Annotated in this window: 12 protein-coding genes; 4 read left to right on the top strand and 8 right to left on the bottom strand. The window is 59.7% G+C overall.

Annotated elements, in window-relative coordinates:
• Positions 1-326: hypothetical protein (locus PMI34_RS29250; protein WP_238538771.1), on the top strand; the 326-nt coding region annotated here is incomplete at its 5' end.
• A 13-nt stretch (positions 327-339) separates the two neighbouring features.
• Here the strand turns inward: PMI34_RS29250 and PMI34_RS19895 are convergent.
• From PMI34_RS19895 to amaB, 8 genes are all read right to left on the bottom strand, one after another.
• A complete protein-coding gene (locus tag PMI34_RS19895) occupies positions 340-588 on the bottom strand; it encodes a hypothetical protein (RefSeq protein ID WP_008048120.1) in 249 nt (82 codons plus the stop codon).
• A 295-nt stretch (positions 589-883) separates the two neighbouring features.
• A complete protein-coding gene (locus PMI34_RS19900; protein ID WP_008048119.1) occupies positions 884-1,600 on the bottom strand; it encodes an ABC transporter ATP-binding protein in 717 nt (238 codons plus the stop codon).
• A complete protein-coding gene (locus PMI34_RS19905; RefSeq protein ID WP_008048118.1) occupies positions 1,597-2,469 on the bottom strand; it encodes an ABC transporter ATP-binding protein in 873 nt (290 codons plus the stop codon). The genes PMI34_RS19900 and PMI34_RS19905 overlap by 4 nt, the downstream gene beginning before the upstream one ends.
• Complete coding sequence (gene livM / locus PMI34_RS19910; RefSeq protein WP_008048117.1) at positions 2,466-3,749, bottom strand: high-affinity branched-chain amino acid ABC transporter permease LivM; 1,284 nt, start codon at positions 3,747-3,749, stop codon at positions 2,466-2,468. The genes PMI34_RS19905 and livM overlap by 4 nt, the downstream gene beginning before the upstream one ends.
• Positions 3,750-3,752: 3 nt before the next feature.
• On the bottom strand, positions 3,753-4,667 hold the full coding sequence (locus tag PMI34_RS19915; protein WP_008048116.1) for an ABC transporter permease subunit: 915 nt from the start codon (positions 4,665-4,667) through the stop codon (positions 3,753-3,755).
• Between the two features lie 238 nt (positions 4,668-4,905).
• The gene (locus tag PMI34_RS19920; RefSeq protein WP_008048115.1) at positions 4,906-6,039 is read right to left on the bottom strand and encodes an ABC transporter substrate-binding protein; all 1,134 of its coding nucleotides are present in this window, start codon (positions 6,037-6,039) and stop codon (positions 4,906-4,908) included.
• 362 nt (positions 6,040-6,401) lie between these two features.
• The gene (gene amaA / locus PMI34_RS19925) at positions 6,402-7,685 is read right to left on the bottom strand and encodes an L-pipecolate oxidase (protein ID WP_008048114.1); all 1,284 of its coding nucleotides are present in this window, start codon (positions 7,683-7,685) and stop codon (positions 6,402-6,404) included.
• A gap of 154 nt (positions 7,686-7,839) precedes the next feature.
• Entirely contained in the window at positions 7,840-9,330 is a 1,491-nt protein-coding gene (amaB, locus tag PMI34_RS19930; RefSeq protein ID WP_008048113.1) for an L-piperidine-6-carboxylate dehydrogenase, read from the bottom strand.
• A 174-nt stretch (positions 9,331-9,504) separates the two neighbouring features.
• On the opposite strand from amaB, the gene PMI34_RS19935 reads away from it, so the two are divergent.
• The 3 genes from PMI34_RS19935 (at position 9,505) to nadE (ending at position 12,696) form a co-directional block, all read left to right on the top strand.
• Entirely contained in the window at positions 9,505-10,416 is a 912-nt protein-coding gene (locus PMI34_RS19935) for a LysR family transcriptional regulator (protein ID WP_008048112.1), read from the top strand.
• Positions 10,417-10,637: 221 nt separating this feature from the next.
• On the top strand, positions 10,638-11,864 hold the full coding sequence (gene pncB, locus PMI34_RS19940) for a nicotinate phosphoribosyltransferase (RefSeq protein WP_008048111.1): 1,227 nt from the start codon (positions 10,638-10,640) through the stop codon (positions 11,862-11,864).
• 4 nt (positions 11,865-11,868) lie between these two features.
• Positions 11,869-12,696 (top strand): ammonia-dependent NAD(+) synthetase, encoded by an 828-nt coding sequence (nadE, locus tag PMI34_RS19945; protein ID WP_008048110.1) that lies wholly within the window; start codon positions 11,869-11,871, stop codon positions 12,694-12,696.
• Positions 12,697-12,774 lie beyond the last annotated feature (78 nt).

Raw genomic sequence — 12,774 nt, 5'->3', positions numbered from 1 at the left:
GTACCGCGAACTCTGATTTTACGACTGCTGCGCAGCCGGACGCAGCCTTCGGCAGCTGCTACAGATTGCGTTGTGGCTTAACTGATCGGCAGCAGGCAGCATGCCCGGCCTTGTTCACAGCGGCAACCACCGTTCAACCTGTTCAAAAAACGCTCAATCCAGGCAAGCCCTTGACCAACGTGGCCTACAGCCATGTGCGCGCACGTTATCCACAGGCCGGTCCACAGTCTTTGGGGGCAAGTGGAAAAGCTGCAAGCCGCTATCCACAAGGCTTTGCGCGGGGTTTTGAAACTTTTTTGCTTGACCCTCAACCGCCTGCTGTGTAGCCCTTGGCCATTTTCATGACTGACGGGTCAAACCAACGATGGCGCCAAGCCAGTAACCACGGCCTTCAGCCGAGTCTTTCCAGAGTTTAATCACAGACTTATCCACAGGCTTGTCCACGTCGATTTCACGCACTTGCGCCCCGAACAAAAAGGTTGACAAAGCGGCCTGCAAGCTGCGCAAAAACACATGATCAAAAAACAACCACAGCTCTGCAAGCCACGGTTTAAAAGGCCTGCAGCCAGCTACTCCCACGTTATTCACAGCCGGCTCCACAGCAAACGGGGACAAGTCAAAACCGTGACAAAACAACTATTTGCAGCGGCTTTATGTCGCGCTTTACGAGCTTGGGAATATTGTTTTCCACAATTTCTTTAAAGCGCATCGAGCCCCCTGTGGGAGCGGGCTTGCTCGCGATAGCGGTGGATCTGTGCTGATGATGTTGAATTTGACGCCGCATTCGCGAGCAAGCCCGCTCCCACAGGGGAATTGCGGTGTTTTGGAGATGTAAAAAAGCCCCGGCGATTGCGCGCCGGGGCTTGTGCATATCAAAGCAGACTCAGTGCCCGCCGAGATAGGCGTTACGCACATCCTCGTTGACCAACAGCTCCTTGCCGGTGCCGGTCATGCGGATCTCGCCGTTGACCATCACGTACGCCCGGTCCGACAACCGCAGGGCGTGGTTGGCGTTCTGCTCCACCAGGAAGATGGTCATGCCGGTCTTGGCCAGTTCCCGCAGGGTGGCGAAGATCTGCTTCACCACGATCGGCGCCAGGCCCAGGCTTGGTTCATCGAGCAGCAACAACTTGGGCCGGCTCATCAGGGCACGGGCGATGGCGAGCATTTGCTGCTCGCCACCGGACATGGTCATCGCCCGTTGGGTACGCCGCTCTTCGAGCCGAGGGAACAGCTCGAACATGCGCTGCATGTCCTCCTTGGCGTACTTGTCACCGATAGGGATGGTGCCCATCAGCAGGTTCTCCTCGACAGTCATGTCAGGGAACACCCGCCGCCCTTCCGGCGACTGCGCGATGCCGTTGGAGGCGATGTAGTGGGACGACTTGTGGGTAATGTCCACGCCCTGATAAAGGATCTGCCCGTCGGCGGCCCGTGGCTGGCCGAAGATCGACATCAGCAGGGTTGACTTGCCAGCACCGTTGGAGCCGATCAGGCTGACGGTTTCCCCTTCGTTGATGTGCAGCGAGACACCTTTAAGGGCCTGGATCGGGCCGTAAAACACGTCCAGATCCTTGAGTTGGAGGATGGGTTGGGTCATACCACCTCCTCTTCTTCGGCGCCCAGGTACGCGGCAATCACTTTCGGGTCGTTGCGGATGTCGTCGGGGCCACCCTCGGCAATGACGATGCCGTGGTCCAGCACCACGATGTGGTCGGAGATGCTCATAACCATGCCCATGTCGTGTTCGATCAGCACCACGGTCAGATCGTGCTCGTCGCGCAGCAGCCGGATCATCGCGCTCAGCGCTTCGGTTTCCTGAGGGTTGAGGCCGGCGGCCGGTTCGTCGAGGCAGATGATCTGCGGACGGGTGCACATGGCCCGGGCGATTTCCAGGCGGCGCTGCTGGCCGTAGGACAGTTCACCGGCCAGGCGGTTGGCGCAGTCCACCAGGTCCACCACTTCCAGCCAGTAGAACGCGTGGTCCAGCGCATCGCTTTCGGCCTTGCGGTAGCCCTTGGTGTTGAGGATGCCGGCGAGCATGCTGCGGTTGACCCACATGTGCTGGGCCACCAGCAGGTTTTCCAGCACCGACATTTCCTTGAACAGGCGAATGTTCTGGAAGGTCCGCGCCAGGCCGGCACGGTTCACCAGGTGGGTGCCGCCGAATGCCTTGTAGAACAGTCGACTGGCGAAGGATTTCGGCGAAACGAAATCCGTTGGCTTGAACGGCTCGCCCAGCAATTTGATGACGTTGGTCTGTTGCCCACGGATGTTGAGTTCGATCTTGCCGCCGGAGGCTTTGTAGAAACCGGTCAGGCAGTTGAACACCGTGGTCTTGCCGGCGCCGTTGGGGCCGATCAAGGCGAAGATCGAGTTGCGGTGCACTTTCAGGCTGACATCGCTCAACGCCTTGATGCCGCCGAAGTGCATCATCAGCTTTTCTACACTGAGTACGACTTCGCTCATGGCGCTACTCCTTTACGCGGGGTCACACCGGTACGGCTGATCCGAATCAGGCCACGCGGTCGCCAGATCATCATCAACACCATCAGGATGCCGAACAGCAGCACGCGGTACTCGGCGAAGCCACGCAGCAGTTCCGGGGCGACGGTCAGCACGAAGGCTGCGATCACCACGCCTATGGTCGAACCCATGCCACCGAGCACCACGATGGCGAGGATCAGTGCCGATTCGAAGAAGGTGAACGAGGTCGGGTTGACGAAGCCTTGGTAGGTGGCGAAGAACACCCCGGCCAGACCGGCCGTCGAGGCGCCGATGGTGAACGCCGAGAGCTTGACCAGCACGTGGTTCAGGCCCATGGAGCGGCAGGCGATTTCGTCTTCGCGCAGGGCTTCCCAGGCGCGGCCGACCGGCATGCGGGTCAGGCGATGCTTGATGTACAGCACGGCCAGCACCACCAGAAACAGCACTGCGTAGATGAAGTAGTACTTCACGTCCGGGTTGTAGGCGATGCCGAAGAACTCATGGAACGGCACGCCGCCATCCTTGGCCCGCTTGCCGAACTCCAGGCCGAAGAAGGTCGGCAGCGGTGCCGGCATGCCGTTCGGGCCGCCAGTGAGCGACAACCAGTTGTTGAGGATAAGGCGGATGATTTCACCAAAGCCCAGGGTCACGATCGCCAGGTAGTCGCCGTGCAGGCGCAGCACCGGGAAACCGAGGATGCAACCGGCCAGGCCGGCGGTAATCGCCGCCAGCGGCAACACCGTCCAGAAGCCCAGCCCAAGGTACTGATAACCGAGCGCCAGGCCGTAGGCACCGATGGCGTAGAACGCCACGTAACCGAGGTCGAGCAGACCGGCCAGGCCGACCACTATGTTCAGCCCCAGCCCCAGCAGCACGTAGATCAGCCCGAGGATGACCACGCCCAGCAGGTAGGAATTGGAGAAAAACGGCAGCACCACGGCGATGACAATCATCAACGGGATGATCCAGCGCAACCGTGACTTGTAGTCCGGCGCCAGCACATGCACCCCGGAGCCAGTCGTTTCAAAGCCCTCGAGGATTCTCAGGCCCTTGGCTGTCTGCAGGAACATGCTCAGGGCAAAGCGGCCGGCCATGACGATCGCCACGATCCACGCCACCCGGGTGGTTTCCAGGTTGAAGCCATAGCCATCGAGAACGACGCCGACAATCGGCCCGAACACAATCAGGGCAATGAGGCCGGCAAGAATCGCGTCAACCAGACTTTTTTTGATATCAATGGTTTTTTTAGTGGTTGAAGACATCGCTTACACCTTCGACACAAGAGGACGGCCGAGCAGGCCTTGAGGCCGAAAGACCAGAACGAGGACCAGCAACGAGAAGCTGAAAACGTCTTTGTAGTCCGAGTTCACCAGACCGGAAAACAGCGACTCGGAAATCCCCAGAATGATCCCGCCAAGCATCGCGCCGGGTAGCGAGCCAATCCCGCCGAGCACCGCGGCGGTGAACGCCTTGATCCCGATGATGAAGCCGGCATAGAAGTCGAATGTGCCGTAGTTCATGGTGATCAGCACGCCGGCCAGGGCCGCCATCGCTGCACCGATGATGAACACGTAGGAAATCACCCGATCGGTGTTGATCCCCAGGATCGAAGCCATCTTGCGGTCTTGCTGGGTTGCACGGCACATGCGGCCGAGCTTGGTGTACTTGATGATGTAGGTCAGCGCGGCCATACCGACGAACGCGGCGACCAGAATGAAGACCTTGGTGTAGGTCAACTGAACGAAACCGGTACCGATATCAACGCGCCAGGCACCCGAGAGCAGAGTCGGAACGCCTTGTTGCTTCGCGCCCTGGGAGATCTGTGCGTAGTTTTGCAGGATCAGGGAGATACCGATCGCACTGATCAGCGGTGCGAGTCGGGTGGAGTTACGCAGGGGTTTGTAGGCGACACGCTCGATGACCCAGCCATACACCGCCGTGACGACGATGGTGAAGATCAGTGTGCCAAGCATCAGCAGCGGGAAAGATTCGATACCGAAGTAAGCCAGCAGAGCCAGACTGATTGCCGCGAGGTAAGCGGAAATCATGTAAACCTCGCCGTGGGCGAAGTTGATCATGCCGATGATGCCATAGACCATTGTGTAGCCGATGGCGATCAGGCCATAGACCGACCCGAGGGTCAGGCCATTGACCAGTTGCTGCAGGAAAATACCATCCATAACGCAATCTCACGCAATGAGAACCTGCACATGTGGCTGTGCGGTTCTTCTAAGAAAATACAGATATACGTCGGAGCAATGACAACCACGATCAGGCTGGCCATCACCGCCCCTGTGGGAGCTGGCTTGCCAGCGAAAGCGGTGTATCAGCCAACATTGATGTCGACTGATCTGGCGCATTCGCGAGCAAGCCCGCTCCCACAAGGGGTCAGCGGGGTTCAGATGATCGAGTCAGCCCTTACTTCTGTTTTTCCAGCTGGTGGTATTTGCCATCCTTGTCCCACTGGTAAACCACGTAGTCGGAGATTTTCAGGTCGCCCTTGCTGTCCCAGGTCTTCTCGCCCATGACGGTCTTGACCGGGTTCTTCTTCAGCCATGCAGCCGCTTCTTCGCCCTTGTTGGACTTGGCGCCGTTGAAGGCCGCCGCCAGGGTCTGGACCGAAGCGTAGGCGTACAGGGTGTAGCCTTCAGGCTCGGTACCGGCCTTGCGGAAGGCGTCTACCACAGTCTTGCTGTCTGGCAGCAGGCGTGGGTCGGCGCCGAAGGTCATCAGCACGCCGTCAACGAATTGCGGACCGCCAGCGGTGGTCACCAGTTCGTCGGTCACGATGCCGTCGTCGGACATGAACTTGACGTCTTTGAGGCCTTGTTCACGCAGTTGACGCACCAGAGGACCGGCTTCCGGGTGCAGGCCGCCGAAGTAGACGACGTCAGCGCCGGCACCGCGGATCTTGGTCACGATGGTGCTGAAGTCTTTCTCGCCACGGGTCAGGCCTTCATACAGCACAGGCGTTACGCCGCGCTTGACCAGTTGAGCCTTGGTGGCATCTGCCAGGCCCTGGCCGTAGGTGTCCTTGTCGTGCAGCACGACAACCTTCTTGCCCTTGAGCACGTCGACGATATAGTCGCCGGCCACGATGCCTTGCTGGTCGTCACGCCCGCACATACGGAACATGGCGCTCAGGCCACGCTCGGTCACAGCCGGGTTGGTGGAGCCTGGAGTGATGGCGATGATGCCCGCTTCGTCGTAGATCTCGGAGGCCGGGATGGTCGACGAGGAGCAGAAGTGACCGACCACGCCGGCGACTTTCTGGTTGGTCAGGTCTTTGGCAACCGTCACAGCCTGTTTCGGCTCGCAGGCGTCATCGCCCTTGACCAGTACGATTTTTTCCCCGTTAACCCCGCCCGCCGCGTTGACCGCATCGGCCGCCGCCTGTGCACCCTTCATGTACTGTTCGCCAAATGCCGCGTTGGCACCTGTCATTGGTCCCGCTACGCCGATCTTGATGTCAGCCTGAGCAAACGCAGAAACACCCAGCGCAGTTGCCACTGCGAGGGCCAGAAAGCCTTTCTTGTAAAACGTCTGGGACATGAGGTGATGCTCCTTGGTTTTTTTAATTGGCACTACGACTTCACTGAATGCTCAGAGCAAGGGCCGTGCCATCGGTTTTTTATTCTGAAAAAAGTCGCTGCTTTCTTGTTATTTCGACTGTTTCGATCCCATTTTCATTGGGCGTGCAACCGTCTAGACCGCGGAAGGTAAAACCATTATTTTTTTGAGGCGCAACCCGACCGCGCCATCATTGCAACCTCGGCTTTAAACGACGTGCAACCAGCCTGTAACAACGTGCGTCACCGAAGTGCACACTGCTGGTGCGAGACTGCTACAACCCGCACCACTACAGGCTAGCTGCAGATCGAAAAAGCGCCGCTTCCCACTGCAAAAATCAGCCGTCAGATCACGATCCGCAGGCACTGGCCTGCGTGATACAGCGAGAATCCCGCCTCATACAGACAGCTGCGCAACCCCACCCCGGCCAATGGCTGCATGGGTGCGAAAGGAATCGGTAGTGCTTGAGGATTTCCGTTACACAGGTAATCGGCAAAGGCCTTGCCGACCACTGTCCCCGTGGTCACGCCCCGGCCGTTGTAACCGGTGACTGCCACTAAACCGGGCGCGGGTTCGAACAGACGCATCAAATGGTCGGGGGTAAAGGCGATGCAACCGGTCCAGGTGCACTCCCACTCCACCGGTTTCAGGTAAGGGAAGTAATGTTGCTGCACCCGGTCGGCCCAGGCCTTCAGGAACCAGGCCGGTTTCTGATTGCCGTTACCCAGACTGCCAAGCAACAGGCGACCGTCCTTGTCTCGACGGATACTGCTGAGCACTTGGCGGGTGTCCCAGGAACCCTGGCCACCGGGCAGGATTTGCCGGGCGGCCTCTTCGGTCAGTGGGGCCGAGGCCACCTGATAGTAATAACCGGGGAAGAAATTGCGCCGCAGTTCGGTCCAGTCGCCTTCGGTGTAGGCATTGGAGGCGATCACCACTTTCTCGGCCATGACCGAGCCCTGGGCGGTTTGCACAGACCAGCGCTGGCCCTGGCGTTCGAGTCGGGTGACCGGGGAATGATCGAATAATTGACCGCCCAGGCCGATGGCCGCCTTGGCCAGCCCCGTGGTATAGGCCATCGGGTTGAGCGTGCCGGCACGGCGATCGAGCAGTGCGGCGGCGATCTTTTTCGTGCCGGTGGCTTGCTCGCAAGCTTGCCCGGTGAGCAGTTCTACCGGTGCACCGCGACGTTTCCATTGTTCTTCACGACTGCGCAAGTCGGCTTCGCCACGGGCATTGTGCGCCATGTGCAGCGTGCCTTCACGGCGCAACTGGCAATCGATGTCGTACTTGTCCACAAGGCTGAACACCAAGGAAGGTGCCGCCCCCAACATGCGGTTGAGTTGGCTGCCGACCGCCTCGCCAAACCCGGCTTCGATCTCGTCCGGGGGAATCCACATCCCGGCATTGACCAGCCCGACGTTGCGCCCCGAACCACCATGGCCGGCGCGATGGGCTTCCAGCACACAAACGGTCTTGCCTTGCTCCAGCAGATGCACCGCCGCCGACAAACCGGTAAACCCGGCGCCGATGACGCAGACATCCACCGTGACCTCGCCCTTGAGGGCCGAATTATCCGGCCTTTGCGGAGTCAGTTTTTCCCACAGACATTCTTCGCGTAACGGCATTGCCAGACTCCAACAGAAACCTAACAAACACATTCATTCAATGTGGGAGCGGGCTTGCTCGCGAAAGCGTCGGCACATCCAGCATCAATGTGACTGATAAACCGCTTTCGCGAGCAAGCCCGCTCCCACAGGGGATCACTATCCGACTCGAGAATCAGTCAAACGTGATGCCCTGCGCCAACGGCAACTCCAGCGAATAGTTCACGGTGTTGGTCTGGCGGCGCATGTAGCCGCGCCATGCATCTGAGCCGGACTCGCGGCCGCCGCCGGTTTCTTTCTCGCCACCAAACGCGCCGCCGATTTCCGCGCCGCTCGGGCCGATGTTGACGTTGGCGATGCCGCAGTCGCTGCCCACCGCCGACATGAACTGCTCGGCTTCACGCACGTCGGTGGTGAAGATGCACGAGGACAGGCCTTGTGGCACGGCGTTGTTCAGGCGCAGGGCTTCCTGGAAATCGCTGTATCCGACTACATAAAGGATCGGCGCAAAGGTTTCATGGCAGACCACATCGCTCTGCTCCGGCATTTCGACGATGGCCGGCGACACGTAGTAGGCATTCGGGAATTTGTCTTGCAGCTGACGCTCACCGCCAAACACCCGGCCGCCTTCGCTCAAGGCCTGCTCCAGAGCGTCCTGCATATTGTCGAAGCTTTGCTTGTCGATCAGCGGGCCGACCAGATTGCCTTGCAGTGGATGGCCGATGCGTACTTTCGAGTACGCGGCTTTCAGGCGAGTAACGATTTCTTCCTTGACCGATTCATGGGCGATCAGGCGGCGCAAGGTGGTGCAACGCTGGCCGGCGGTACCGACGGCGCTGAACAGGATCGCACGAACGGCCATGTCCAGGTCGGCGCTTGGGCCGAGGATCATTGCGTTGTTGCCGCCCAGTTCCAGGATGCTGCGGGCGAAACGCGCGGCAATTTTCGGCGCCACTTCACGGCCCATGCGGGTGCTGCCGGTGGCGCTGACCAGCGCGACACGCGGATCATCGACCAGGGCTTCGCCGGCATCGCGACCGCCAATAATCACCTGGCTCAGGTGCGGTGGCGCATCGCTGAAGTTCTTCAGCACCCGATCGAACAGCGCCTGGCAAGCCAGCGCGGTCAGCGGGGTCTTTTCCGACGGTTTCCAGATCACCGGGTTGCCGCAGACCAGCGCCAGTGTGGCGTTCCAGGCCCAGACCGCGACCGGGAAGTTGAACGCACTGATCACGCCGACGACGCCCAGCGGATGCCAGGTTTCGCGCATGTGGTGGCCAGGACGCTCGGAAGCGATGGTCAAACCGTACAACTGACGGGAAAGGCCGACGGCGAAGTCGCAGATATCGATCATTTCCTGAACTTCACCCAGGCCTTCCTGGGTGATCTTGCCGGCCTCCCAGGACACCAGTTCGCCGAGGTCGGCCTTGTATTCACGCAGGATGTCACCCAGTTGCCGCACCAGTTCGCCACGGCGCGGTGCCGGAACCTTGCGCCACAGTTCGAACGCATGATCTGCGCGACTGATGTGCTGCTCGACTTCAGCGGCGCCTTCCCAGTTCACGGCGGCAATCGTGCTGCCATCGATCGGCGAATGCACCGGCACTTTGCCGTTCTGGTACAGGGCCGGGTTCACACCTAGACGATCAAGCAATGCGGCAACCATGGGTCACTCCTCAAGCAAAAGACAGAACACGTGCAGCCGGAAATTCACGGCTGATCAGACCTGTAGTTTTAGCTGCCCGGAGGTTACTCAACAAACGACCTTTAAGAGAGATATCATTCCGTTTATTCATGCTGTGCATTGCTGGCAATAAGAAACAAGAACCAAGGACCGCCCATGCTGAATAAACGCTACTTGCCATCGATCGCTGCATTGCAGTGCTTCGAGGCCGTCACCCGGCATTTGAGCTTCACCCGGGCCGCCGAAGAGTTGAACCTGACCCAAAGTGCCGTGAGCAAACAGGTCGCGCAACTCGAAGAGCTGTTGCAGCACCTGTTGTTTCGCCGGGTACGCCGCCGCCTGCAGATGACGCCGGCTGGCGATCTGTACCTGGTTGAGGTGCGAAAAATCCTCACGCAGGTCGAGATGTCGACCCATTACCTGCGTTCCTACGGTGGCGAAACAGAAGTCCTGCGGGTTTCGACGCCTCCCACCTTCGGCGCACGCTGGCTGGTGCCGCGCCTGAAAGGCTGGCGCCTGCGGCATCCATCGATCCATCTGGACCTGTGCAGCGAGCAGGAAGCCGACGATCTGCTGCAAGGTCGCAGCGACCTGGCGTTCTACTTCGGCCAGGGTTCACGGCCCGGCACCGAATGCCTGAAGCTGTTCGGCGAAGAACTGGTGCCGGTGTGTGCCCCCGGCAGCCTGCCGGATACGCCGTTTACCGATCCGACGCAACTGACTGACCTGGTTCTGCTGCAAAACGCTTCCCGCCCCCAGGCCTGGCATGACTGGTTCGACCACCAGGGTTACCACACCGAGCACAGCTACCACGGCCCGCGCTTCGAAACCTTTTATATGTGTATCCGCGCCGCCCAGGTCGGTTGCGGCGTGGCGTTGTTGCCGCGTTTTCTGGTGGAAGAGGAACTGGCTGACGGCAAGCTGGTCATTCCCTGGCAGCATGCAATGCCCAGCAGCGACGCGTACTACCTGGCGTATCCGGAGCATTCGGCGGAAGTGCCCAAGGTGCGGGACTTTGTGAAGTGGATGCTGGAGCAGATCGATAGCCCTGACTTGGCACCTGTTTAAGGTTGCACATATACCCTGTGGGAGCTGCGGTGCGGCGATCCGACTTGCCAGCGAAGAGGCCTGCACATTCAATATCAATGTTGACTGTACTTCCGCCTTCGCGGGCAAGCCCGCTCCCACAGGGATCTAGAGTGAGCCAAGAAATCGCTGGCAATCCAGCCCTCTGATATGCGCCACTAGCGCCATTGATCAATACCGCTGCAACGCTGGAGATTCCCGTTATGAGCGAGAGTGTGTTTGCCGATCGCATCGTGCAGAACCTGCTCGACACCGACTTCTACAAACTGACGATGATGCAGGCGGTGCTGCACAACTACCCGAACGTCGAAGTCGAATGGGAGTTTCGCTGCCGTAACGGCGAGGACTTGCGCCCCTACCTGGCGGAGATCCGTTTCCAGATCGAGCGCCTGGCCGAACTGAGCCTGAGCGCCGACCAGTTGAGCTTCCTGGAGCGCATCAGCTTTCTGAAGCCGGACTTCCTGCGCTTTCTCGGTCTGTTTCGCTTCAACCTGCGCTACATCCACACCGGCCTCGAAAACGGTGAACTGTTTATCCGCCTGCGGGGCCCCTGGCTGCATGTGATCCTGTTCGAAGTGCCGCTGCTGGCCCTGGTCAGCGAGGTGCGCAACCGCTATCGCTACCGCGAAGTCGTGCTGGAGCAGGCCCGCGAGCAGCTCTACCGCAAGTTCGACTGGCTGAGCGCCAACGCCAGCAGTGATGAATTGTCCGAATTGCAGGTGGCCGATTTCGGCACGCGCCGTCGCTTCTCGTATCGGGTGCAGGAAGAAGTGGTGAATGTGCTCAAGCACGATTTCCCCGGACGCTTCGTCGGCACCAGCAACGTGCACCTGTCCCGGGAACTGGACATGAAACCCCTGGGCACCATGGCCCACGAATGGATCATGGCGCACCAGCAACTCGGCCCGCGGCTGATCGACAGCCAGATCGCCGCACTCGATTGCTGGGTCCGCGAATACCGTGGCCTGCTGGGGATTGCCCTGACCGATTGCATCACAATGGATGCCTTCCTCGGCGATTTCGATCTGTTTTTCGCCAAGCTTTTCGACGGTTTGCGCCACGATTCAGGCGATCCGGTGGTCTGGGCGGAAAAAGCCATCGCCCACTATCACAAGCTCGGCATCGACCCGATGAGCAAGACGCTGACGTTCTCCGACAGCCTGACCCTGCCCAAGGCGCTGGAGATATTCCGGGCACTGCGTGGTCGGATCAATGTCAGCTTCGGCATCGGCACCAACCTGACCTGTGACATTCCGGGTGTCGAACCGATGAGCATCGTGCTTAAAATGGTCGCCTGCAACGGCCAGCCGGTGGCGAAGATCTCCGACGAGCCAGGCAAGACGCACTGTAAAGATCCTAATTTCGTCGCTTACTTGCGACACGTTTTCCAGGTTCCTGCCGCCCTTTCAAGTACATCAAGCAAGGAGTGAATTCATGCAAGCCGTACAGCGTGAGATTGCTGAACAGCTCAAGGTCCAGCCGCCATTCGCCGACGAAGCCGCCCTTGAGGCCGAAGTCGTCCGGCGGGTGACCTTCATTCAGGACTGCCTGGTCAATTCCGGGCTCAAGACCCTGGTACTGGGCATCAGCGGTGGTGTCGACTCCCTGACTGCCGGCCTGCTGGCCCAACGGGCCGTCCGTGAACTGCGCCAGCGCAGCGGCGACGCCGCCTACAAATTCATCGCAGTACGCCTGCCCTACGAAACCCAGTTCGATGAGCACGACGCCCAGGCTTCGGTGGACTTCATCAAACCGGACGAACGCCACACCGTGAATATCGGCCCGGCGGTCAAGGCCCTGGCCAATGAAGTGGCGGCCTTCGAAGGCAAACATGCGGTGTCGGTGGACTTCGTGCTCGGCAACACCAAGGCGCGCATGCGCATGGTCGCCCAATACACCATCGCCGGCGCGACCCATGGCCTGGTGATCGGCACCGACCATGCGGCGGAAGCGGTGATGGGTTTCTTCACCAAGTTCGGTGACGGCGCCTGCGACCTGGCGCCACTGAGCGGCCTTGTGAAAAACCAGGTCCGCGCCATCGCCCGCAGCTTCGGCGCACCGGAGTCGCTGGTGGAGAAAGTCCCGACCGCCGACCTTGAGGATCTGTCGCCGGGCAAACCGGACGAAGCCTCCCACGGCGTGACCTACGCCGAGATCGACGCCTTCCTGCATGGAAACCCGGTGCGTGAGGAAGCGTTCAGGATCATTTGCGACACCTACAACAAGACCCATCACAAGCGTGTGATGCCGTATGCGCCTTGATTGGTGATTGAATGAAAAAGCCCGCTGAAGTGTTGAGCTTCAGCGGGCTTTTTCTTTAGCGAATATTTAAACAATAAC

It is taken from the genome of Pseudomonas sp. GM74 (assembly GCF_000282455.1).
GTDB lineage: Bacteria > Pseudomonadota > Gammaproteobacteria > Pseudomonadales > Pseudomonadaceae > Aquipseudomonas.
This window is presented reverse-complemented; position numbering and strand designations above follow the sequence as displayed.

What these genes read in the sequence shown, in the direction of transcription:
- PMI34_RS19915 (WP_008048116.1), bottom strand. Translation starts at nt 4,667, where the DNA reads ATGGATGGTATTTTCCTGCAGCAACTGGTCAATGGCCTGACCCTCGGG.
- nadE (WP_008048110.1), top strand. Translation starts at nt 11,869, where the DNA reads ATGCAAGCCGTACAGCGTGAGATTGCTGAACAGCTCAAGGTCCAGCCG.
- PMI34_RS19935 (WP_008048112.1), top strand. Translation starts at nt 9,505, where the DNA reads ATGCTGAATAAACGCTACTTGCCATCGATCGCTGCATTGCAGTGCTTC.
- PMI34_RS19900 (WP_008048119.1), bottom strand. Translation starts at nt 1,600, where the DNA reads ATGACCCAACCCATCCTCCAACTCAAGGATCTGGACGTGTTTTACGGC.
- amaB (WP_008048113.1), bottom strand. Translation starts at nt 9,330, where the DNA reads ATGGTTGCCGCATTGCTTGATCGTCTAGGTGTGAACCCGGCCCTGTAC.
- pncB (WP_008048111.1), top strand. Translation starts at nt 10,638, where the DNA reads ATGAGCGAGAGTGTGTTTGCCGATCGCATCGTGCAGAACCTGCTCGAC.
- livM (WP_008048117.1), bottom strand. Translation starts at nt 3,749, where the DNA reads ATGTCTTCAACCACTAAAAAAACCATTGATATCAAAAAAAGTCTGGTT.
- amaA (WP_008048114.1), bottom strand. Translation starts at nt 7,685, where the DNA reads ATGCCGTTACGCGAAGAATGTCTGTGGGAAAAACTGACTCCGCAAAGG.
- PMI34_RS19905 (WP_008048118.1), bottom strand. Translation starts at nt 2,469, where the DNA reads ATGAGCGAAGTCGTACTCAGTGTAGAAAAGCTGATGATGCACTTCGGC.
- PMI34_RS19920 (WP_008048115.1), bottom strand. Translation starts at nt 6,039, where the DNA reads ATGTCCCAGACGTTTTACAAGAAAGGCTTTCTGGCCCTCGCAGTGGCA.